Below are 21,126 nucleotides of genomic sequence, written 5' to 3' on the forward strand. Positions count from 1 at the left end.
CTTTATTCTTTTTTCAAATCAATGATTTTATAAATCAAATAGACATGCCTAATGAAAAAAAACTATTCAAATGATTTTTAATCAGTTACTTTTAAAACATGCGTATTTTTATTCATCAATCTGATCACGCTAAGTCAAGGATAAAAGAGCCAAGTGAATGGCTTTGAAGATAATAAAACGAGGAAAAGTATATGAAAAAATGGACTCAACTCACGCTACTTTCAATTGCACTTGCGGGTCTAGGAGCATGCTCAAGTGACAATAAAACTACGACTTCAGGCGATGCTCAAACTGAAACCAGTGCACAAGCATCCGACAAACTCCAAAGTAAATTTGTCAACATAGCAACAGGCGGCGCATCTGGGCCGTATAACGTGATTGGCACCAGTTTGGCTGAAATTTATAATAAAACCTACGGTGTAAATTCAAAAACCCAAACCACAGGCGCATCGGTAGAAAATCTTAACTTACTCAAACAGAAAAAAGTCGAAATGGCTTTTGTCATGAGTGACAGCTTAACTGAAGCACTGAATGGCACAGGTAGTTTTGCCAGTGGGAAAATTGATAATGTCCAACAAGTGGCGGCACTCTATCCCAACTATGTACAAATTGTGGCATCAAAAAAATCAGGCATTAAAAAGCTTGAAGACTTAAAAGGTAAACGCATTGCCGTCGGCGCACAAAACTCAGGGGTTGAAGTTAATGCTCGCACCCTCTTAAATGGTTTTGGTATTACTTACAATGACGTGAAGGTCGATTATCTAGGCTATGCAGAAGCCGCGGATGCTTTAAAGGGTGGAAAAATTGACGCTGCATTCTTAACCAGTGGTATCCCCAACTCATCCTTGATGGAACTGCAACAAGGTTTCGATTTACAACTGGTCGGGATCGATCCTGAGAAAGTGAAACAAATCGCCAAAAACCAAACCTATTTCCTATCTCTAAATATTCCAAAAGGCACTTATGGCAATGCAGAAGATATTCCAACTGCAGCTATTATGAATGCTCTAGTGGTACGTTCCGATCTTTCTGAAGATGATGTTTATAAACTGACCAAAACCTTCTTTGATAGTTTAGGACAGTTGGCCAACTCACATCAGGCAGCGACAGAAATTAATCTGGAAACGGCTCAAAAAGGCGTGGTTGCTCCGCTACACCCTGGGGCTAAGCGTTATTACGACGAACTCGCAGCGAAAAAATGAGGCTGAAAAAAAGTGCAGTGTTTACTGCACTTTTTCTACTCGGTTTATGCGGACTGCTGTTCTTACCCGTTCGCTATAGCGAAGTGACTGTTGCTCACATGCAGTGCCGAATTTCAACAGCACAATTTAGTTTGCAGTGGAAACATTCAGTCGAAAAAACTCGTTGGATTGAAAACTATCAACGAGAGCAACAGCACTTTATATTGCGCTACACCGACCTGATTTCTTTCGGTGCAGGTACACCGAATGACTATCCCATCATCTTTCAAAAAGACGGTATAGTCAGAATGAAAGTTAATCGGCGCATTGATCAAATCAACTGGATCATTTCCAAGAATATGCAAGGCAGTATCATCATTCATCAGAGCGTCTGGCCTATTTTTCAACAATATCCAGATTACACCTTGGTGCAAATTACAGCACAACAACAGCCCTTGTGGAAAGCATGGCAGATCGGAGAATGCCGATGACTCAAAATGAAGACAAAGTTGCCCCTGAACAATTAGATGAGCAACAACAACAAGCCATTTTAGAAAAATTTGATCGTGAGTCAGTGACTCGTACCCCAAGCAACAAATCTGTGGCATGGTTTATAGCGGCGATTGCTATTTTCTATTCCTTATTTCATTTATTTATTACCTTTAATCCACTCCCCGAACTGATTCAACGTTCCGCCCATGTCGCTATTGGTTTGGTTTTAATCTTTCTACTTTATCCTGCGCGTCAGTCCAGTTCACGACAAAGCATCCCTTGGTTGGATTGGTTACTTGCCCTAGCCTCTTTAGCAACCTTTTTATACCTTTGGAAAGAATATCAAGCCATTATGACCACGCGTGGGGGTATTCCAAACACTTTAGATATTGTTTTTGCCATTTTAGCCGTGGTGGTGGTGGTTGAAGGCGCTCGGCGGGTTATGGGATGGATGCTGCCTATTTTAGGTTTAGCTTTTCTGTCTTACCCGTTTTTTAGCCACTATGACTGGGTCCCAGATCGTTTATTGACGCGTTCATATAGTATTAGTGATATTTTCGGGCAAATGTATTTAAAAACCGAAGGGCTTTATTCTTCCGCTATTGGCGCTTCAGTCACTTTTATTTTTCTGTTTATTTTGTTTGGTGCTTTTCTGGCGAAATCAGGCATGGGCAAATTGTTTAATGATCTTGCGATGGCACTTGCGGGACATAAACAAGGTGGCCCTGCAAAAGTTGCCGTCATTTCCAGTGGATTTATGGGCAGTATTAATGGCACAGCGGTGGCCAATGTCGTGGGGACCGGTTCATTCACCATTCCCCTGATGAAAAAAATTGGTTACCACAAAAATTTTGCAGGTGCCGTTGAAGCCAGTGCCTCTGTAGGTGGACAAATTTTACCCCCAGTGATGGGAGCCAGTGCCTTCATTATGGCTGAAACCACGGGTGTCAGTTATGGCACCATTGCCCTTGCAGCCACGCTTCCGGCTTTACTCTACTATTTAGGTGTGATGGCGCAAGTCCATTTCCGTGCTGGTAAAGACAATTTAAAAGGCGTACCGAAAGCGGATTTGCCACGGGTTAAAGATGTCCTAAAAGAGCGAGGGCACTTGCTTATTCCAATCGTGGCTTTGGTGTTTTTCCTCTTTCAATCCATCCCTGTCAGTTATGCCGCGGTCTACACCATTGTGTTAACTGTGATTGTGGCGAGTTTCCGCAAATCGACCCGTATGGGCTTCAAAGAAATATTAGAAGCGTTCGCTGATGGTGCAAAACAATCCCTTTCGGTCATGGCAGCCTGTGCTGTGGTGGGGATTATTATTGGTGTGGTGAGCCTGACCAGCTTTGGCTCTGTCATGACCTCCTCGATTATGAGCATCGGTGCAGGCAGCCTATTTCTAACGCTATTCTTTACCATGATTGCATCGATGATTTTAGGTATGGGGCTTCCGTCGATTCCAGCCTATATCATTACCGCGACAATGGCTGCACCGGCTTTGGCAAACTTTGATATTCCCACACTGGTGGCGCATATGTTTGTGTTCTACTTTGGTCTGTTTGCCAATATTACCCCCCCTGTCGCCTTAGCCGCCTTTGCAGGTGCGGGAATCGCAGGGGGCGACCCAATGCGCACAGGCTTCCAAGCCTTGAAACTTTCTTTGGCTGGTTTCATTGTCCCGTTCTTGTTTGTCTATAACCCTGCCATGCTGATGATTGATACGGCCAATGTCGCAGTCAACGCACGTGAGTTTGCTTTTCCTGCTTGGACGACTATTGTGAGTATTGTATTTACCTCAGTGGTTGGGATTTTGGCACTGGGTGCAGCAGTTGAAGGTTACTTTAAAGTTGGTTTGAATTGGTTCTGGCGGATTTTCTTAGGTGCAGGTGCTTTATGTATGATTATCCCTGAAACCGTGACTGATATTATCGGGATTGTGATGGTGGTGATCGCCATCAGCATTAATATTATGCAAGCCAAAAAACAAAATCAGTCCTATTCACTCTCCTAAAAAAGCAAAAAGAAGCCCAACTCAACAGGTTGGGCTTTTTTTATGGCTGATTTAGAAAATACGAGTCTGATCTTTTTCAGCCTGAGGCAGTGCGGCTGCAATTTTTTCAGCAATCTGCATATAGCTGTCTGCTGCACTGTCTTCCACTAAAACAGAAGGCTTGCCCGCATCCGCATTTTCACGGATTTGTACATTTAAAGGCAAACGTCCCAACAGCGGAATAGCATATTGCTCCGACAGTTGATCTCCACCGCCCGTACCAAAAATTTGCTCTTCAAATCCACAATTTGAGCAAATATGGGTCGACATATTTTCCACAACACCCATAACTGGAATATGTACGCGGTTAAATAACTCAATGCCTTTGGTCGCATCCATAAGTGCCACGTTTTGCGGTGTGGTTACAATCACTGCACCTGTCACAGGAATACGCTGCGCAAGCGTCAACTGAATATCACCTGTACCCGGTGGCATATCAATCATCAAGACATCTAAGTCAGGCCATAAGGTTTGATTGAACAGTTGCATCAACGCACCTGTCGCTTTCGGCCCACGCCAAGCCACAGGAGTATTATGATCACCTGTTAAATGCCCAATCGATAACACTGCCAAACCATAGGCATCTAAGGGTACAAAATTTTCCGCTTCAATCATCGGCGTTTTGCCCGCATTGCCCAACATGGTCGGAATACTTGGACCATAAATGTCCGCATCTAAGACCCCAACTTTTAAGCCGAGCTTTTGCAAAGCAAGTGCAAGGTTTACTGTGGTGGTGGATTTGCCCACGCCGCCCTTGCCCGAGGACACCAAAATCACATTTTGAATACGCGGATGCTTCGGCACATCACGTTGTTGTGGCGCTGCTTTTTGGATGGGGGGATTGTTTGGATCAGTTTCAACGGGTTGTGCTGCAGCTTGGGGGGCTGAGCCTGAAGCATCAATCACTGGGGGTAAATTGCTTTTCGGTGCAGCCTCTTTTGCTTGGCTTGAACAGCTCTCACCTTCAGCATGTTGATGTCCACAGCCACCGGACTTTTCTTTATGTCCCGTTTTTTGTTGAATCACATGCATGTTTAATTCTTTGATACCGCATGCTTCAAGCGCAACCGCCAAATCATCATGAATCTTTTGTAAATCATCGGCTTCGGCAGGAAAAGTATTGATGGTAATTTGCAGAATATTGCCCTGCACATTCACTTGAGTAATGCGGTCTTTCAACGCATGGTTTGAATTGGGCAAGATATAGTTTTGCAGTACTGTTTGGATTTCTTCTTCCTTTACCTCCTGCGCAGGAGAAAAAACTGATTTAAGAGAAGAAAGCCACGACATATATGTACTCCAAATTCGAGTATTCAGCTGAATGCTATAGTTTAACCACAAAACGAACTTAGGTTAAGTTCAGTATTTATGGATTATGCCATGAAATTTAGTATTCCTAGCTTTTTAGTTGGTTTTATACGCTGAATATCAAAGGACAAAGCTTAGCTGTTTAAGCTAACTGAAAAAATAAAATCGGTGAATTGCATCAAATTTGAACGTAAAGAATTGTAAGTACAATCCAATCTCCCCATTTAAGGTGATGTTATTGCATAGCAAAATATCTATATTCTATTGTTCTATCTTGACGCGATTTGGGGAGAAAATAATGAAACTTTGGGCCGTGGTTGTTTTGGCTTGCACCATATCTAGCTTTAGTTTTGCAGACACGTCAACCAATTCATTTAAAACCCCTGCGGGTCAAACGGTGACTATCGGTGATCAAGTTCAAGACATGCAGAAAAAAATCGATTTATCGCCAATTTCTATGTCCTCTACCCCAATCAGCAGTGCACCGAATAGCCCACTTGAGACGGTATATGTATATGAAATTGCAAACTATCGTTACACCATCCGCACCGTGAACAATCAAATTCAGAGCATCATGTGGTTTAACTTGGACGCAGACCCTGCACTCAGTACACAGTCTACGCCATAGTATTAGCGAACATTTAAGGCCGACATTCGCCATCTCGGACGGATTAAGCTTGGTCGTCTTTTTTAAACTTTTGCAGTGTTTCTGTGGCTTTCTTTTTCAACTCGTCAAACTTTTCAGTGGCTTGCACCTTAAATTCTTCCAGTTTAATTTCAGCCTCATGCTTTAACTCTGTGGCTTTAAGTTTTGCCTCATCCAGTTTATGCCCTGCTTCAACTTTAAAATGATCCAATTTTTCCTGCGCGACTTGTTTCGCATGCTCGGCTTTGGCTTGTGCAGACTCCAACTTTTGCTCAAAAGCTGCATCATCTTCGGCTTTACTTTCTGCTGCTTTTTGCTTTAAGTCAGTCAGCTGCTTTTCAGCATCTAGCTTGGCTTCAGTGGCCTGATGTTTGACATCTTCCAGTACTTTCTCGCCTTCGAGTTTTGCCGCTTGCGCTTTCAACTTCAAGTCTTCAGCCAACTCAGTCGCTTTGGTTTTTAAATCATCGAGTTTATTGTCATTCGTCATGTCACAGCCCTCTTTCGTATTTAAAATTTTGCTTAACTCAGAGTTATACCTTGCTTTTTAAGTGCTGACGTCATTTGCATCATTTGGAAACAATAGCTGTACAGGATGCAGCAATTTAAACACCATCCTGTACCACTCAACGGAAGAGACTAACGCTTTAAAGTACTGATAAAGCTCATAACTGCAAACAGCCAAATAAATAGAATGAAACTGCGTGCTTGAGTAAAATGGGTCACGTCTGCACCGTGTACCATATTATGACGGCTGGCCGTAACACTTGAACTCGCATCCATTTTCAATGCTTCAAGGCTCAGAAAATACGGATTGATTTCACTGGCAATTTTAACTTTATGCCATAGGCTTTTTACTTCATGGCCTTTCAAACCCGGCACGATTTTATAGACATCAACAAACTTGGTCTGATTTTGCTGTAAATACCCATGTTCAATCAGCGCATCCGTCAAAATTCCTTCAATTTGACCATAAAGAACCGTAATACAACCTGCATAACACTGCTGTTGATATAGTTTTAACGTTTCTTCAATCACGCTGCAGCGTTGGGCTTGGAATGCCCCCAAGTCCATCGCGTCGTAAGCGTCAAGCAAAGTCGTTTGGAAATAGTCCGTTTGAATTAAATCGGGCAATTGAAACTCAGCAATATTCGCCTCTTTTTCATTGGCCATTTGCCAGAAAAACAACAGATTGAGCACGTCATTGGCCATTGGTTCATAACTTTCATACTCAAGCTGATCGGCCATGACTGCAAAGTACGGATCTTCAGACTCTAGCTGACGGAGCGACTCGACCAATTGTGCATGTGGTCGACTGCCCATTGAAGCAAGGTATTGTTCAGCTTGTTGTAAAAGTCGATTGCCCAGTAGTTTAGTCGCTTGTGGATTTTGCGGAATTCGGGTCACGGGTTGGTCGAAATCAAAATCATCATCGATCATGGACGGTATACTCTAAATAGGCTGAATGTACTGAATAACACTATTATATAGCAGTGCTTAAAATTGAAGGCAGATTACTTCATCATTAGCTTTTAAGGTTTAGTGCTATTTTAATAACATCAGCAATAGTTTCGGAATTAATACCTCTCTTTCGAGCATGTTCAGAATAAAACCAACTGATTAATTCTTTATTGCCTTTGGAAGCATTACAACCAACACAACATAAGGCAATATTCTCTAATGTTTTAATATTGATATCATTAATGATGTGCTCCCATGATTTCTTTTTAGCTCTTTCAGTGCCAAATTCACAGCCACAATAAACACAACACTGATCACGTTCTAAAACTAGTTCTTCAATATTTTTGGGTATTCCCCATGAGTTAGACAAAATGATGTACACCTTCTTTTTTAAGATATTAAAAGCGATATTTTCGATCTTTGCACTATTGGCTCATGAATATTTGGCAATAGATCCATCTTCGGGCCGATCAATTCATATGGGCTTTAGTCTCATTTGAAAACTTTTCACCGATTCACTTGTGCAAGTCGCGGCTATCTAAGGTAAAATCGTTGACCTTATATAAAATACGAATGAGAGAGTCATATCCGTGCGTAATATTTTAGTCACTAACGCCCTACCATACGCCAATGGCCCCATCCATATGGGACACTTACTCGGTTATATCCAAGCAGATATTTGGGTTCGTGCCATGCGTGCAATGGGACACGATGTGACTTATGTATGTGCGGATGATGCTCACGGTACAGCCATCATGCTACGTGCCGAAGCCAATGGTATTTCACCTGAAGATCAAATTGCCAACGTACAAAAAGAACACATCCGTGATTTTGATGGTTTCGGTGTGCATTTCGACCATTATGATTCAACCCATAGTGATGAAAACCGTGTTCGCGCATCTGAAATTTATGTGAAAAACCGTGAAGCAGGCAATATTGCCATCCGTCCTGTCAACCAGCTTTTTGACCCTGAAAAAGGCATGTTCTTATCGGATCGTTTCATTAAAGGCACGTGCCCGAAATGTAAGTCGGAAGATCAATACGGCGATGCGTGTGAAGTCTGCGGTACAACCTACAATGCGACTGAACTTTTAAACCCGAAATCGACTTTAAGTGGTGCAACGCCTGTTGAGAAATCGTCAGATCATTACTTCTTTAAACTGCCGAATTTCTCAGAATATTTACAAAAATGGACGCGTGACCAAGGTCGCCTACCAGTTTCAATTGCTAACAAACTGGATGAATGGTTTGAAGCGGGTTTATCTGATTGGGATATTTCACGTGATGCACCGTATTTCGGTTTTGAAATTCCAGATGCACCAAACAAATATTTCTATGTTTGGGTGGATGCGCCGATTGGTTATATGTCTAGTTTTGAAAACTATATCAAAGCTAAACGTCCTGATTTAAGTTTTGATGACTTTTGGAAGAAAGACTCTGACAAAGAAGTCTATCACTTCATTGGTAAAGACATCGTTTACTTCCATGCCCTGTTCTGGCCTGCAATGCTTGAAGGTGCAAACTACCGTACGCCATCAGGTTTATTCGTCAACGGTTTCTTGACGGTGAATGGTCAGAAGATGTCGAAGTCTCGCGGTACATTCATCAAGGCTGAAACGTATTTAGAGCACTTAAACCCTGAATACTTACGTTACTACTTCGCGTCTAAACTGTCTGATAAAGTTGAAGACTCTGATCTGAACTTGGATGATTTCGTTCAGAAAGTAAACTCTGACTTAGTTGGTAAAGTGGTCAACATTGCCAGCCGTTGTGCAAAATTCATCAACACCAAGTTTGAAAATAAATTATCAGCAACTTGTGCAGAGCCTGAATTGGTACAAAGCTTTATTGATGCAGGCGATTCAATTGCGAAAGCCTATGAAGCACGTGAGTTCTCTGCTGCGATTCGTGAAATCATGGCACTTGCAGATAAAGCCAACCAATATATTGATGAGAAAAAACCTTGGGCTTTAGCGAAAGTTGAAGGCGAAGAACAACAAGTACATGATGTATGTTCGGTGGGAATTAACCTGTTCCGTCAACTTGCCGTTTACTTAGCACCTGTACTTCCAACCTTAGCGGCTCAAGTACAAGAGTTCTTAAAACTAGACCGCTTTGACTTTGCTTCTGCTCAAACAGCATTGGTCGATCATGAAATTGCATTGTTCCAACCTTTAATGCAACGTGTAGACCCGAAAGCAGTTGCGGCAATGGTCGATGCATCTAAAGACTCTTTAGCGGCTGCGGCTGAACCTGTAAAAGTTGAGAAAAAGAAAGAGAAAAAAACTGCACCTGCGAAAGTTGAACTTAAAGTAGGTGAAGCAGAGATCATTGGCATTGAAGACTTTATGAAAGTTGACCTACGTGTCGCTGAAGTTTTAGAAGCGGCAACGGTTGAAGGTTCGGACAAACTTCTTCAACTAACTTTAAATGTCGGCGAAGCTGAACCGCGTAATGTATTCAGTGGTATTCGTGAGTTCTATCAACCAGAAGACCTCAAAGGTAAATTGGTGGTGATGGTCGCTAACCTTGCACCGCGTAAAATGCGTTTTGGTATTTCAAACGGTATGGTTTTAGCTGCAGGTAATGGCGAAGGTGTTTGGGTGATTTCACCTGAATCTGGCGCTAAGCCGGGTGATAAAGTGTCTTAAGGTTTGGATCTTAGATGAAAAAAGCCTCTACGTTGTAGGGGCTTTTTTTATTTTATAAGGATATCGTTCCTTTCACATTTAGAATAGGCATTAAAACGCCATCGAGCTCATTAGTCATGTCACCGGCTTTGTTGCACAAACCTATCTCTAAAGGCTTATTCCACAATATAATTCTCAAATGAATAAGCCCACACCTAAAATCTATCGTACAACCAATTGGTCTTCTTATAACAGTGCATTAATAAATCGAGGAAATCTCTCAATTTGGTTTGATCCCAAGACTCAATGGTACGCTCAACCCAAAGGTAAACATGGTCGAAATCAAACTTATTCAGATACAGCCATCCAATGCTGTTTAATGATCAAATCCTTATTTCGTCTTTCTTTACGCATGGTCACTGGCTTTGTGCAAAGTCTCATTCATCTTTGTAGATTAGATTGGACAGCACCAGACTATTCCACCATCTGCAGAAGACAAAAGCATATTGATATTGCAATTAACTATCAAAAAAGCAGTAATGGTCTCCAGCTACTCGTCGATTCTACTGGCTTAAAGTTTCTAGGCGAAGGTGAATGGAAGCGTAAGAAACACCAACCTGAATATCGTCGCCAATGGCGTAAACTTCATATTGGTATAGATGCTGAAACTCTTCAAATACGCGCTATTCAACTCACTACAAATAATGTGAGTGATTCACAAGTGCTTGGTGATTTACTCGATCAGATTCCACAAGATGAGCAGATTGACTCTGTCTATACTGATGGGGCTTATGACACCAAGCAATGCCGTCAAGTAATTGCAGACCGACAAGCACATGCGGTGATTCCGCCAAGAAAAAATGCGAAACCTTGGAAAGATACAAAGACCAGCTCGCTAGAGCGAAATGAATTACTTCGAACAGTTAAACGTTTAGGAAGAACAATATGGAAAAATTGGTCAGGCTATCATCGCAGAAGTCTGATAGAAACCAAGATGCATTGCATCAAATTATTAGGCGATAAACTCCGTGCGAGAAACTTTCAAAGCCAAGTCAATGAGATTCATGCACGTGTGGCCGTATTAAATAAATTTACAGATTTAGGCCGACCTCACACCCAAGTTGCCACTTAAATTTAGATAACTTGGAAGAAGTTTAGCTTTTGAATGTTTGTGCAACAAAGCCGTTACCTATACAAAATCCAGTTTTGTTGTTGTAAACCTTATCACTTCATACCAAAAATAAGTTTCAAACCTAACACTGTCATCACCGTCCCTGCTGCGCGGTCAAATACGGCTTTAAACTTCAAATACACACGGCGCGGCTTTTCAGCAGACAATGCCACTGCAACCAACGAACACCAACCCGCATCAATAAAGAAACATAGGATAGGCAGTACATAATAGTAATAAGTTGGGATTTCTTTGGGTAAAAGTGCAGTAAAAATACTGGCTAGAACAATCGCAATTTTAGGGTTGGATAGCTGAGTAATTAAACCAGTCATAAAGGCACGGCGTAAAGTCATTGCTTTCGAGCTGGAATGATCTGCCTCAATTGGCTCTTTGGCATGTTTAATAATTTTAAACGCGAGCCAAAGCAAATAGATCCCACCACAAATTTTTAAGGCCAAATACGCTGACGGCACTGCCAACAAAAAGGCTTGTAAACCAAGTACAGCCAACAGACCAAAAACAGCTGCGCCTGTTCCTGTCCCCAGTGCGGTAAAGAGGCCATGCTTTCGAGAAATCGCAATCGAATTTTTTGCTACATAAATCGACGTCGGTCCAGGGCTCATTGCGCCTAACATTAATGCAAAGGCAATCGAGCCCAAAATCCAAAATGATTCCAAGAGTGACCTCTAAATTGAGAAAATTTATCAGATGCGATTTTACGCTAAACAAAGTTTTTACGATATTCACTTTATCAGTTATTTTTCACATTTATATCGTGATCAAGCCGTAGCGTGTACGTCCATTATATTTTTTAATGATAAATAAAAAAGCCTATTTTAAGGAAATTTGGCATAGGGCATAGTGAAAACAACAATAGAGCAATTGCTCAAAAATAAACTGCAACATCAGTTATTTAGATCATATTCAATTTTAATAAAAAGACAAATGTGTATTAAAAATAGCCATCATATGCTTATTTTTGATTACAAAATATAATGAGGGAATTACTTCCCTTTTCATACTTTTTTAATATATAAAAAGACTTACTATTTATAAGGTTTTATTTCTAAAAACCACATTTTTTAACTTCATAATTTTTAACATCATAATTAAAGGTGAACCATGCAAAATAAGAAGCGCCCCCCATTAGACGCGCAACAGTCCCATCTTTGGATCATTGGTGGTGGTATCGCAGGTATGGCTGCTGCTGCATTTGCGATCCGTGATGCCAAAGTCCCTACCAAAAATATCCATATTTTAGAAGAACTCGATATTTCAGGCGGCTCGATGGATGGCGGACATACACCGCATGCCGCGCAAGCTTGGGTAACACGTGGTGGGCGGATGCTGACCGATGAAACTTATTTGTGCCTATGGGACTTATTTTCTAGTATTCCATCTTTGGAAAATCCAGACATTTCTGTGCGTGAAGAATGTCGTGAGTTTAATGAAAAAGTAAAAACCCACGCCAATGCACGTTTAATTGATGCCAAACATGTCATTGCGGATGCAGCAAAGCTTGGTCTGAATACACTACATCGTGCACAGATGCTGCGCCTATTGGCTTCAAAAGAAGAAAAAATTGGCAGTCGCCGCATTGATGAGTTTTTTGATGAAGCCTTTTTTGAAACCAATTTCTGGCGCATGTGGCGCACGACTTTCGCTTTTCAAAAATGGCACAGTGCAGCAGAGTTAAGACGCTATTTCTTGCGTTTTATTCAAGAATTGCCACGCATTCATACCTTAGCTGGTGTGAAACGTACCAAGTACAATCAATATGACTCGATGATTCTGCCCCTACAGCGTTGGCTAGTCGCACAAGGCGTCGATGTACGTTTTGGACACTATGTCACAGATGCTGACTTCATTACCAATGCTGAAACTCAAAAGCGCCATGCCTCGCGACTATATGTACAATTGCCTGAAGGCTCAGAGCAAATTAATCTGAAAGCCAATGATTTAGCTATTTTCACTTTAGGCTCTATTACAGCAGACTCACGTTATGGTGGTAATCATGACGTGCCTGCCCTCATTCGTCATCGAGAAGATCATGGCTGGACACTTTGGGAAACACTGGCGCAAAAAGCCCCAGACTTTGGCCGTCCAATGACCTTTTATGGCAATGTCGATGAACATAAGTGGGAGTCTTTCACTCTGACCATGAAAGATGACGTGTTGCTTAAACGCATTATTGACTATACGGGGAATGAACCAGGCACAGGCGCACTGATGACTTGGTATGAGTCGGGTTGGCATTTATCCATAGTGGTTCCCGCACAGCCGCACTTTGCCGACTTACCTGAAGGCCTGTATACCTTATGGGGCTATGGCTTCCAAATTGACCATATGGGCGATTACATCAAGAAACCAATGTCCGAAGCCACAGGGCAAGAAATCCTAACAGAACTGATTAAACAGCTCGGTTTTGACGACATTTTAGATCATGTTTTGGCAACCACCCATGTAACCACTGCCATGATGCCATATGCTTCTGCCCTGTTTGCCTGCCGTAAACCGGGAGATCGTCCACAGGTGATTCCGCAAGGCTCACAAAACTTTGCTTTCCTTGGACAGTTTGTGGAAATTGAAGATGACGTGGTCTTTACTGTGGAATATTCAGTTCGTGGAGCGATGCTTGCCATTTATGAATTCTTTGGGATGGAACGTGAAATCCCTGAAATTTACAACGGTCTGCTTGATCCGAAAGTCGGTTTGAAAGCTTTGGAAACCGTGTTCCACTAAGCTTTTAACAATAGTGATAAGAGCATGCTTCTGTGCTCTTATCATTTTTGAGCAAAATTTCACTTATTTGAATTACAAAACTCACTTGCAGCTTTGATTGCATAGAGGCAGCATTAGACTCATCTAAAACTTTAAAAATAAATCTATGAAACTAGCAGAAGCACTTTTATTGCGTAGTGACTTACAAACCAAACTCGCTTCTTTACAACAACGGATCAACAATAATGTGCTAATCCAAGAAGGCGATGAACTGAGTGAAGACCCCAATACGCTGATTGGTGAGGCCTTTAGTGTAAATACAGAGTTACATCATCTGATTGAAAGAATTCATGCGACCAATGCTCAAGCTAAAACCAGCACGGGTCAATCCATGCTCAGTGTTTTAAACACACGTGATTTGCTCACACAACAGCATCGTATTATTCAACAGGCCATCGACAGCTCACGACGTGAAAATGGTCGTTATAGTTCGAGTGAAATTCGCTGGGTTAAAACCATTACGGTTGCAGACTTGCAAAAACAAGCCGATGCAATTAGCCAGCAACTCAGGCAAAATAACTTAGAGATTCAAGCTTCAAATTGGCAAATCGAACTGATCTAGTCAATTTGAGCCACAACAGTTTGGGCATATTGGGCGAGTACAAGGCCTTTTATACGTTTGTAAGGCTTTAATTCAACAAACGTTTGCAGGAAGTAAGACGTCTACTTCACATTTTCACAAATCTGGCGTAGCACAATGCATCTTTTATACTGCACATCGCACCTTGCACCACCATGTACTGACAATATGCCTCCCTATTTTTACCTATTAGTAGGCATCAGCCTGTGGAGGTTTTTTCTGATTAAAAGCCATATCTTGTGATGGAAGTTTATAGTCACGATCATGCACAGGAACACCACCAATAATCATGGTACGAGCCTCAATTCTAGGCTGATTCAAATCCTTTTTTGCATCACACGCGGTCAGTTGAGTGAGCAATAAAACCAATACTAGGGTAGATAAGGTTTTCATCATAGCCCCTCATTTATCATTATTGTGCTTTCAGCATAGCACTTTTATTTTTCCAATCCTATCGACTTTGTTACAACTCTTATCCATCTACATGAGGGTTCTCTGTGAATTTTCTTTATAAAATAAATATCAATCATTCATAAATAAAACAATAACATGAATGATTTAGATTAGAAAAATACAAAGTAATTTACAAAATCTTACAGGATTGAATATTTACAACGGACACTTTTGTCCGTTAAATAATAGCACTTCCAAATTAAATGAAATAATCACCATGACCAGTCGTCAACAGCGTGCTGCACAAAACCGTGAAGAATTGCTGGAAGCCGCAGTTCAGGTTTTTCGTACACACGGGATCAATGCACCCTTACAGCAGGTAATTGATGCCGCCAATGTCGGACGGGCGACGTTTTATCGTAATTTTGATGACCGTCGTGCCTTAGTGATTGCACTCATGGAGCAAGCTTTGGAACGTCTCGCAGTTCGTGCAGAAGCATTTTCTCAATATGAAGATGGTTTTATCCGTTTAATTGAAAACCATGTCTATAACTTACCGTATTTAACTGCGCTGATGGAATATTGGCGGGTGATTGAGCGTAATGATCCCGTCATGGTCGATATCTACGCACGCCGCGATGCGATTTTACAACCTTTAATTGATCAAGCCATTCGACACGGCGTATGCCGCCCCGATTTGACCACTCAAGATTACGCCATGATTACGGCCATTTTAAGGACTTCATTCCAAGGGCTGACCGATACAGAGCAACAACAACTTGCACAACGTGCGATTGAGCTACTCCTCAATGGTATTCGGGCATAAAGGTCACCACTCATGACACAGCCACCGCGTTTACTCGAACCTGCGCCAAACTGGACAGCAGAAGAAAAGCCAACCCTACCCGGCTCTCCTGCCGTGATTGCGCACTCCACGCCTAAACGCTTCATATATTTTTTTATTGGTTTGTTTGTCGCACTATCTGCAAGTCTCAGTAACGGTTTTATTACCGCAAATTTACCCTTAATTCAGGGTGAATATGGACTAACACCCTCTGAGGTGGCATGGATTCCTGCGGCTTATGTGATGGCCAATGTCAGTGCGAACCTGATTCTGTTTAAAGCTCGCCAACAATACGGTCTGCGTCTATTTTCTGAAATTGGCTTACTGCTTTTTATTGTGGTTTTGGTTTTACACGTCTTTGTGCATACCTTTGAAATGGCTGTACTGGTGCGTTTCATTAGCGGAATGGTTGCAGCACCGCTCAGCTCTTTAGGCATGTATTACATTATGCAGGCCTTTAAACGGGAGGATTTTGGTCGCAGTATCTATTTGGCTTTAGGCTTTCAACAGCTTGGAATTCCCTTGGCATGGATCATTTCCCCGTATCTCATTGACGTCAATAACTGGAATGTCCTATACACCTTTGAAATTGGTTTAGCCCTGTGCTGTTTCGCAATGGTGGTGTCGCTGAAGTTGCCCCGCAGCCTAAGAATTGCTGTTTTTGAAAAGCAAGACTTCTTCACCTTTGCCCTGCTTGCGCCCGGTTTTGCCTTTTTGTGTATTGTGCTGACCCAAGGGCCTATTTTGTGGTGGCTTGAAGTGAAGTGGTTGGCCTATTTGCTCATTGCAGGGTTTAGCCTGATTGTGATTGGCTTGGTCTATGAGCATTATCGGGTCAATCCATTGATTATGACGCGTTGGCTGGGGACATCGTCCACGCTTCGTTTTATCATCGGTGCTTTTGCAATTCGCTTCTTAATGTCGGAGCAAAGTTATGCTGCCGTGAGTTTTCTCAAAACTATGGGCATGGGCCCCGATCAATTTGTGCCACTCTATGTGGTGATCTTTTTCGGCATCGTGTCTGGTACCTTATTTAGTGCGATTACTTTTTCACGTGAACGGATTATTTGGCACCTACTATTAGCAGAAGCTTTGGTGTTGATTGCTTGCGGACTAGATTTTCACCTTACCAGTGATATTCGCCCTTACAACTTCTACGGCAGTCAGTTTTTGGTCGGCTTTGCCAGTGGTGTGTTTATTGGCCCACTCTTGATCACGGGTATCTTAAGCGCCATGCAAAAAGGCCCTACTCATATTGTCACATTCATTGTTTTATTTTCAGCGACTCAAACATTTGGTGGCTTAGTCGGTTCATCGTTTTACTCCACCTATCAACAAGTCCGAACACAAAACTATCGTGCTGAGATGATTCAGCAACTCCCCGAAACCAATCCATTGATTGCACAGCGCCTTTTAGCGTATCAACAAAGTTCGCATACTTACACACTCGATCAGCAGTTAGAGCAACAACAAGCCTTAAAAAATCTCAATCAAGTGGTGACTCGAGAGGCTCAAGTACGTGCCTATAACGATGTGATTAGTTTCAATGGCATCGTTGCCATGCTGCTGTTGTTGTGGGGGACATTCCTAATTGCACGGAATCAATATCAACTGCGACAACAAGCGAAAGTCGGTCCTGCCTAATGCCACTGCTCCCTATTTATTGAGAAATTGTTATGTCTGAAGATCAAAAACCAATAGCTCCCGCTGAAACCACTGCAAGGTCTGAAAATTCCTCTCAGCCTGAGGCAACAACGACACCGATTACGCCGCCTTCGAGTAAATTGATTCCAACAGCGAAACGTACGCTGATTTTGATGTTTTTAATACTCATCATCGGTATTGGCATCATTTTATGGGCATGGAAAATTGGGCCATTTGACAGTGCTGTTGAGTCCACTGACAACAGCTATGTCAAAGGCAAAACCACGGTGCTTTCTTCGCAAATTAATGGTTATGTCAAAGATGTGTTGGTCAGTGATTTTGATCACGTCAAAAAAGGACAGGTGTTGATGCATATTGATGCCACGACTTATGACCAAAAAGTCACTCAAGCTGAAGCAGGTGTAGATCAGGCGCAGAATGCTCTGTCTAATCAAAACCAAAATATTGCACAGCGTAAAGCCGATATTGTAGCGGCAGAAGCCAAGGTCGAACAAGCTCGAGCAGCCTACCAACTGTCATTGGCACAACAGCAGCGCTATCAACAGTTGGGCGACTCTGGTGCGGCGTCTAAATCGGAACAAGACAAAGCCTTTGCCGATACCCAAAATAATTTAGCTTTACTGCAACAAGCACAGGCCAATGTATTGGTGGCGAAAGAAGCGCTCAAAACCGCGCAAGTGGCTGAAACAGGACTCAAAGCACAAGTGACCAATGCCGCTGCGCAACTGGATCAAGCAAAAACCACCAAAAATTACAGCAGTATTATCGCCCCGATGGATGGACAACTGGGTGAAGTCAATCCACGTGTGGGACAATATGTGGCCGCAGGCACACAGTTGCTCTATCTGATTCCACAACAAACTTGGGTCACTGCCAACTTTAAAGAAACTCAAATTGCCAACATGAAAATTGGACAAAAAGCATGGTTCACGGTGGATGCCCTCAATCATCAGAAATTTACAGGTCATGTCGAGCAAATTTCCCCAGCGGCGGGTTCAGAGTTCAGTGTACTTAAAGCTGATAATGCGACAGGTAACTTTACTAAAGTGGTACAACGCATTGCGGTACGGATTGCAATTGATCCGAATCAAACGAGCATTGAAAATTTACGCCCAGGCATGTCCGTGATTAGTTCGGTCGATACCCACTCTGCACAGCGTTAATTCTGTGCAGAAACCACGACTTTTCACTTACACTAAGCACTCAACCTGATTGATTAAAGTCCTATGTTTGAACAGATTGCACAGTCCATTCCCTATCAGCACATCAGTGTTGGCGGGATCAATATCAGCATCAAACGTTTAGACTTGGTCCATCCACACATTTCAGGCAATAAATTTTTTAAACTGAAATACAATCTATTGGCGGCGCAGCAACAAGGCTATAAAAAACTGCTGACTTTTGGCGGTGCCTATTCCAATCATATTGCCGCGACGGCCTATGCAGCGCAGTTATTTGGTTTTGAGAGTCTAGGCATTATTCGGGGCGAAGAACTGGCAAGTAAACCTTTAAATACAACCTTAAATACAGCACAGCAATTCGGCATGCAGGTGCAGTTTGTAACGCGAGAAGTCTATCGGCAAAAGCAAAGCTCAGCCTACTTAGCTCAGTTGCAACAAGATTACCCTGATTATTATGTGATTCCCGAAGGCGGAAGCAATCCCCTTGCCATTCAAGGCTGCACAGAAATTCTCTCTGATGCTGATCGACAAAATTACGATCTGATCTGTTGTGCCGTAGGCACAGGTGGCACCATTGCAGGTCTCATTGAAGCCAGTCATTCACAGCAGCAAATTTTGGGCTTCTCCGCGCTCAAAGGGGACTTTTTGAGTCGAGAGCTAGAGCAACTGACTGAAAAACGGAATTGGCAAATTACCGATCAATATTGCTGTGGTGGTTATGCCAAAACCACCGCTGAACTCTTGCAATTTATTCGTGCGTTTGAGCAGCAATATGACATTCCACTGGAACAGATTTACACAGGCAAAATGCTGTTGGGTTTAACCGATTTAATTCAACAAGGTACATTCCCCAAAGATCATCGTATTTTAGTGATTCATTCAGGTGGGTTGCAAGGTCGTTTAGCCGCGCTTTAGATAGTCCTGAAAAAGCAAAAAAGATGGTCTATAATGCCCTGCTTTATTCTCCCGTGAGTGTGTCATGTCCGCAAATCAATATGATGTCTTAGTTTTAGGTGCAGGTGCATCTGGCTTAATGACAGCCTATATGGCAGCTCAACGCGGACGTAAAGTGGTGGTGGTAGAAAAAGCCAATAAAGTCGGCAAAAAAATTCTCATGTCAGGTGGGGGTAAATGTAACTTTACCAACCTCTATGTCGAGCCAAGCAACTTTATTTCACATAATCCACACTTTGTGATTTCAGCCCTCACTCGCTATACCAATTGGGACTTTATTGGCCTAGTATGTGAGTACGGCATTGAATATGAAGAGCGTAAACACGGTCAGCTTTTCACCCTAAAAGGTGCCAAAGAAATTTTAGCTATGCTGTTGAGCGAGTGTGAAAAAACAGGTTTGGTCGATATTAAAACCAACTGTGAAGTGAAAGCCATCACCGCACTCGATGAGCAAGGTTTTCAAATTGCCACGACACTAGGTTATTTTGAGGCTGAATCTGTCGTGGTTGCATCAGGTGGTTTATCCATTCCAACTTTAGGTGGTTCTGGCATTGGTTATGAAATTGCCAAACAATTTGACCACCATGTATATCCAACTCGCGCAGGTTTGGTGCCTTTTACCTTTTCAGATAGCTTTAAAGAAGTGACCACACGCTTAAGTGGCAATGCGGTCGATGCCACTTTATCGAATGACTTAAACGCTTTCACCGAAGCCCTTTTATTTACCCATCGTGGGCTCAGTGGGCCAAGCTCGCTACAGCTGTCGAATTATTGGGATGTGGGACAAAGCTTCAAAATTGACTTCTTGCCAAGTGTGGATTTGCACGACTATTTAAAAGCCAAGAAGCACAGTCAACCCAAAGCCCTGCTGCGTACTTTACTTGGTGAACATTTTCCTAAAAGTGTGGTGGTTGAACTGCAAAACCTCATTTGGCCTGAACTGGCTGAAACAGCGATTGGCCAACTGTCGGATGAGAAACTGGAGCACATTGCAACGCGCTTGCATGCGTTTGAAGTCAAACCATCAGGAACCGAAGGCTACCGTACTGCTGAGGTGACTTTAGGTGGCGTAGACACCACTGAAGTTTCATCGAAAACCATGGAAAGTAAAAAGCAAAAAGGCTTGTACTTTGTCGGTGAAATACTCGATGTTACAGGACATTTGGGAGGCTTTAACTTCCAATGGGCATGGTCATCTGCGCATGCCGCATCAGAATATGTCTAAGCAATGTACTTAAGCTATAAATTATTCCAAATAGTCCGTGCGTAGCAGTACGTACTGCTTTTGCTTCTGCTGACGGGCAAGTGCTAAGTCCATTTTCGCAATAGCAATATGGACATGGCTCGGATGGATCACTGAACGTTTCATCATCAATGTTTTTTTTAATATTTGTATCATCTGTTTTTTCCTTTTTAAACTGCAATTTATAAAAATAAATCGTGAAATGTCCATACAGCTATCACAAAAGTATAGGCATGTAAGTATTTCTAATTTATGAAATATCCATATTCCACATGCATCAAACATACCAAATTAAAGTTCATTCAACACTATAGACTTTTGTATTATTTTTCATCAGATTCAACCGCATCGCGTCCCTCAGTTGCCGCAGTCGGTATTCTTTCAGCATTGGTCTGTGTTGTCTCACTGGTCTTGGTTTTTGCAAATACAAATTTATAAGCACTCACAAAAAATCCAACCGTAATACCTGCAATGATGATTGGGGCAAAATATTTATTTGGGGTTTTTTTTGACATCAGTTTACTCCAATAAAAAACACCAACCGCCATC

Annotated in this window: 21 protein-coding genes; 13 read left to right on the forward strand and 8 right to left on the reverse strand. The window is 42.2% G+C overall.

All coding sequences use genetic code 11. The annotated features are described in order from the left end of the window. The first annotated feature begins 191 nt into the window (after window positions 1–191). From AC5EUN_RS11985 to AC5EUN_RS11995, 3 genes are read left to right on the forward strand one after another with little or no spacing between them, the layout of a single operon-like run. Window positions 192–1,202: a TAXI family TRAP transporter solute-binding subunit gene (locus AC5EUN_RS11985; protein ID WP_159128167.1), complete on the forward strand. Its 1,011-nt coding sequence runs from the start codon at window positions 192–194 to the stop codon at window positions 1,200–1,202. After that, on the forward strand, window positions 1,199–1,672 hold the full coding sequence (locus AC5EUN_RS11990; protein ID WP_159153535.1) for a DUF1850 domain-containing protein: 474 nt from the start codon (window positions 1,199–1,201) through the stop codon (window positions 1,670–1,672). The genes AC5EUN_RS11985 and AC5EUN_RS11990 overlap by 4 nt, the downstream gene beginning before the upstream one ends. Beyond that, window positions 1,669–3,681: a TRAP transporter permease gene (locus tag AC5EUN_RS11995; protein WP_159153536.1), complete on the forward strand. Its 2,013-nt coding sequence runs from the start codon at window positions 1,669–1,671 to the stop codon at window positions 3,679–3,681. Before AC5EUN_RS11990 ends, AC5EUN_RS11995 begins: the two co-directional genes overlap by 4 nt. A gap of 51 nt (window positions 3,682–3,732) precedes the next feature. Here the strand turns inward: AC5EUN_RS11995 and apbC are convergent, their stop codons facing one another. Next, window positions 3,733–5,010: an iron-sulfur cluster carrier protein ApbC gene (apbC, locus tag AC5EUN_RS12000; RefSeq protein WP_159153537.1), complete on the reverse strand. Its 1,278-nt coding sequence runs from the start codon at window positions 5,008–5,010 to the stop codon at window positions 3,733–3,735. Window positions 5,011–5,326: 316 nt separating this feature from the next. Here apbC and AC5EUN_RS12005 point away from each other — a divergent pair, with 316 nt between their 5' ends. Further along, on the forward strand, window positions 5,327–5,656 hold the full coding sequence (locus AC5EUN_RS12005) for a hypothetical protein (RefSeq protein WP_004694526.1): 330 nt from the start codon (window positions 5,327–5,329) through the stop codon (window positions 5,654–5,656). A gap of 43 nt (window positions 5,657–5,699) precedes the next feature. On the opposite strand, the gene AC5EUN_RS12010 is transcribed toward AC5EUN_RS12005, so the two are convergent. The 3 genes from AC5EUN_RS12010 to AC5EUN_RS12020 form a co-directional block, all read right to left on the reverse strand. Next, window positions 5,700–6,164, reverse strand: a complete 465-nt coding sequence (locus tag AC5EUN_RS12010; RefSeq protein WP_159153538.1) for a hypothetical protein — start codon at window positions 6,162–6,164, stop codon at window positions 5,700–5,702. Window positions 6,165–6,313: 149 nt separating this feature from the next. Continuing rightward, entirely contained in the window at window positions 6,314–7,114 is an 801-nt protein-coding gene (locus tag AC5EUN_RS12015; RefSeq protein ID WP_160362155.1) for a hypothetical protein, read from the reverse strand. Between the two features lie 85 nt (window positions 7,115–7,199). Next, window positions 7,200–7,505 carry an HNH endonuclease gene (locus tag AC5EUN_RS12020; protein WP_159153540.1) on the reverse strand — a complete coding sequence of 102 codons (306 nt, stop codon included), beginning with the start codon at window positions 7,503–7,505 and terminating at the stop codon, window positions 7,200–7,202. Window positions 7,506–7,725: 220 nt separating this feature from the next. Here AC5EUN_RS12020 and metG point away from each other — a divergent pair, with 220 nt between their 5' ends. Together metG and AC5EUN_RS12030 are read left to right on the forward strand one after the other, a co-directional pair. Beyond that, window positions 7,726–9,786: a methionine--tRNA ligase gene (gene metG / locus AC5EUN_RS12025; RefSeq protein ID WP_159153541.1), complete on the forward strand. Its 2,061-nt coding sequence runs from the start codon at window positions 7,726–7,728 to the stop codon at window positions 9,784–9,786. A gap of 178 nt (window positions 9,787–9,964) precedes the next feature. Next, a complete protein-coding gene (locus tag AC5EUN_RS12030) occupies window positions 9,965–10,897 on the forward strand; it encodes an IS5-like element ISAha1 family transposase (protein ID WP_004637176.1) in 933 nt (310 codons plus the stop codon). A gap of 92 nt (window positions 10,898–10,989) precedes the next feature. On the opposite strand, the gene AC5EUN_RS12035 is transcribed toward AC5EUN_RS12030, so the two are convergent. After that, window positions 10,990–11,613: a LysE family translocator gene (locus tag AC5EUN_RS12035; protein WP_004981207.1), complete on the reverse strand. Its 624-nt coding sequence runs from the start codon at window positions 11,611–11,613 to the stop codon at window positions 10,990–10,992. Between the two features lie 445 nt (window positions 11,614–12,058). Here AC5EUN_RS12035 and AC5EUN_RS12040 point away from each other — a divergent pair, with 445 nt between their 5' ends. Continuing rightward, window positions 12,059–13,678 carry an oleate hydratase gene (locus AC5EUN_RS12040; RefSeq protein ID WP_178905301.1) on the forward strand — a complete coding sequence of 540 codons (1,620 nt, stop codon included), beginning with the start codon at window positions 12,059–12,061 and terminating at the stop codon, window positions 13,676–13,678. A 145-nt stretch (window positions 13,679–13,823) separates the two neighbouring features. Next, on the forward strand, window positions 13,824–14,279 hold the full coding sequence (locus AC5EUN_RS12045; protein ID WP_159153208.1) for a DIP1984 family protein: 456 nt from the start codon (window positions 13,824–13,826) through the stop codon (window positions 14,277–14,279). 207 nt (window positions 14,280–14,486) lie between these two features. Here the strand turns inward: AC5EUN_RS12045 and AC5EUN_RS12050 are convergent, their stop codons facing one another. Beyond that, a complete protein-coding gene (locus tag AC5EUN_RS12050; RefSeq protein WP_159153214.1) occupies window positions 14,487–14,690 on the reverse strand; it encodes an NF038215 family lipoprotein in 204 nt (67 codons plus the stop codon). 277 nt (window positions 14,691–14,967) lie between these two features. On the opposite strand from AC5EUN_RS12050, the gene AC5EUN_RS12055 reads away from it, so the two are divergent. The 5 genes from AC5EUN_RS12055 to AC5EUN_RS12075 all read left to right on the forward strand — a co-directional run bounded on the left by AC5EUN_RS12055 (window position 14,968) and on the right by AC5EUN_RS12075 (window position 20,559). After that, complete coding sequence (locus tag AC5EUN_RS12055; protein ID WP_178905302.1) at window positions 14,968–15,516, forward strand: TetR/AcrR family transcriptional regulator; 549 nt, start codon at window positions 14,968–14,970, stop codon at window positions 15,514–15,516. Between the two features lie 12 nt (window positions 15,517–15,528). Beyond that, window positions 15,529–17,178, forward strand: coding sequence for an MFS transporter (locus AC5EUN_RS12060; RefSeq protein WP_178905303.1), 1,650 nt, complete (start codon window positions 15,529–15,531; stop codon window positions 17,176–17,178). A gap of 32 nt (window positions 17,179–17,210) precedes the next feature. Continuing rightward, window positions 17,211–18,362 carry an HlyD family secretion protein gene (locus AC5EUN_RS12065; RefSeq protein ID WP_178905304.1) on the forward strand — a complete coding sequence of 384 codons (1,152 nt, stop codon included), beginning with the start codon at window positions 17,211–17,213 and terminating at the stop codon, window positions 18,360–18,362. Window positions 18,363–18,425: 63 nt separating this feature from the next. Continuing rightward, window positions 18,426–19,295 carry a 1-aminocyclopropane-1-carboxylate deaminase/D-cysteine desulfhydrase gene (locus tag AC5EUN_RS12070; protein WP_159153205.1) on the forward strand — a complete coding sequence of 290 codons (870 nt, stop codon included), beginning with the start codon at window positions 18,426–18,428 and terminating at the stop codon, window positions 19,293–19,295. A 64-nt stretch (window positions 19,296–19,359) separates the two neighbouring features. Further along, window positions 19,360–20,559 (forward strand): BaiN/RdsA family NAD(P)/FAD-dependent oxidoreductase, encoded by a 1,200-nt coding sequence (locus tag AC5EUN_RS12075; protein ID WP_159153204.1) that lies wholly within the window; start codon window positions 19,360–19,362, stop codon window positions 20,557–20,559. A gap of 21 nt (window positions 20,560–20,580) precedes the next feature. Here the strand turns inward: AC5EUN_RS12075 and AC5EUN_RS12080 are convergent, their stop codons facing one another. Together AC5EUN_RS12080 and AC5EUN_RS12085 are read right to left on the reverse strand one after the other, a co-directional pair. After that, on the reverse strand, window positions 20,581–20,733 hold the full coding sequence (locus AC5EUN_RS12080) for a hypothetical protein (protein WP_171519357.1): 153 nt from the start codon (window positions 20,731–20,733) through the stop codon (window positions 20,581–20,583). A 167-nt stretch (window positions 20,734–20,900) separates the two neighbouring features. After that, a complete protein-coding gene (locus tag AC5EUN_RS12085; protein ID WP_159153203.1) occupies window positions 20,901–21,092 on the reverse strand; it encodes a hypothetical protein in 192 nt (63 codons plus the stop codon). Between the last annotated feature and the right edge of the window lie 34 nt (window positions 21,093–21,126).

Source organism: Acinetobacter sp. CAU_H_S170_2 (assembly GCF_058890445.1).

Bases quoted from the DNA above. Each gene is read 5' to 3' on its own strand.
- AC5EUN_RS11985 (WP_159128167.1), top strand. From the start codon at position 192: ATGAAAAAATGGACTCAACTCACGCTACTTTCAATTGCACTTGCGGGT.
- AC5EUN_RS11990 (WP_159153535.1), top strand. From the start codon at position 1,199: ATGAGGCTGAAAAAAAGTGCAGTGTTTACTGCACTTTTTCTACTCGGT.
- AC5EUN_RS11995 (WP_159153536.1), top strand. From the start codon at position 1,669: ATGACTCAAAATGAAGACAAAGTTGCCCCTGAACAATTAGATGAGCAA.
- apbC (WP_159153537.1), bottom strand. From the start codon at position 5,010: ATGTCGTGGCTTTCTTCTCTTAAATCAGTTTTTTCTCCTGCGCAGGAG.
- AC5EUN_RS12005 (WP_004694526.1), top strand. From the start codon at position 5,327: ATGAAACTTTGGGCCGTGGTTGTTTTGGCTTGCACCATATCTAGCTTT.
- AC5EUN_RS12010 (WP_159153538.1), bottom strand. From the start codon at position 6,164: ATGACGAATGACAATAAACTCGATGATTTAAAAACCAAAGCGACTGAG.
- AC5EUN_RS12015 (WP_160362155.1), bottom strand. From the start codon at position 7,114: ATGATCGATGATGATTTTGATTTCGACCAACCCGTGACCCGAATTCCG.
- AC5EUN_RS12030 (WP_004637176.1), top strand. From the start codon at position 9,965: ATGAATAAGCCCACACCTAAAATCTATCGTACAACCAATTGGTCTTCT.
- AC5EUN_RS12040 (WP_178905301.1), top strand. From the start codon at position 12,059: ATGCAAAATAAGAAGCGCCCCCCATTAGACGCGCAACAGTCCCATCTT.
- AC5EUN_RS12045 (WP_159153208.1), top strand. From the start codon at position 13,824: ATGAAACTAGCAGAAGCACTTTTATTGCGTAGTGACTTACAAACCAAA.
- AC5EUN_RS12050 (WP_159153214.1), bottom strand. From the start codon at position 14,690: ATGAAAACCTTATCTACCCTAGTATTGGTTTTATTGCTCACTCAACTG.
- AC5EUN_RS12055 (WP_178905302.1), top strand. From the start codon at position 14,968: ATGACCAGTCGTCAACAGCGTGCTGCACAAAACCGTGAAGAATTGCTG.
- AC5EUN_RS12060 (WP_178905303.1), top strand. From the start codon at position 15,529: ATGACACAGCCACCGCGTTTACTCGAACCTGCGCCAAACTGGACAGCA.
- AC5EUN_RS12065 (WP_178905304.1), top strand. From the start codon at position 17,211: ATGTCTGAAGATCAAAAACCAATAGCTCCCGCTGAAACCACTGCAAGG.
- AC5EUN_RS12070 (WP_159153205.1), top strand. From the start codon at position 18,426: ATGTTTGAACAGATTGCACAGTCCATTCCCTATCAGCACATCAGTGTT.
- AC5EUN_RS12075 (WP_159153204.1), top strand. From the start codon at position 19,360: ATGTCCGCAAATCAATATGATGTCTTAGTTTTAGGTGCAGGTGCATCT.
- AC5EUN_RS12080 (WP_171519357.1), bottom strand. From the start codon at position 20,733: ATGATACAAATATTAAAAAAAACATTGATGATGAAACGTTCAGTGATC.
- AC5EUN_RS12085 (WP_159153203.1), bottom strand. From the start codon at position 21,092: ATGTCAAAAAAAACCCCAAATAAATATTTTGCCCCAATCATCATTGCA.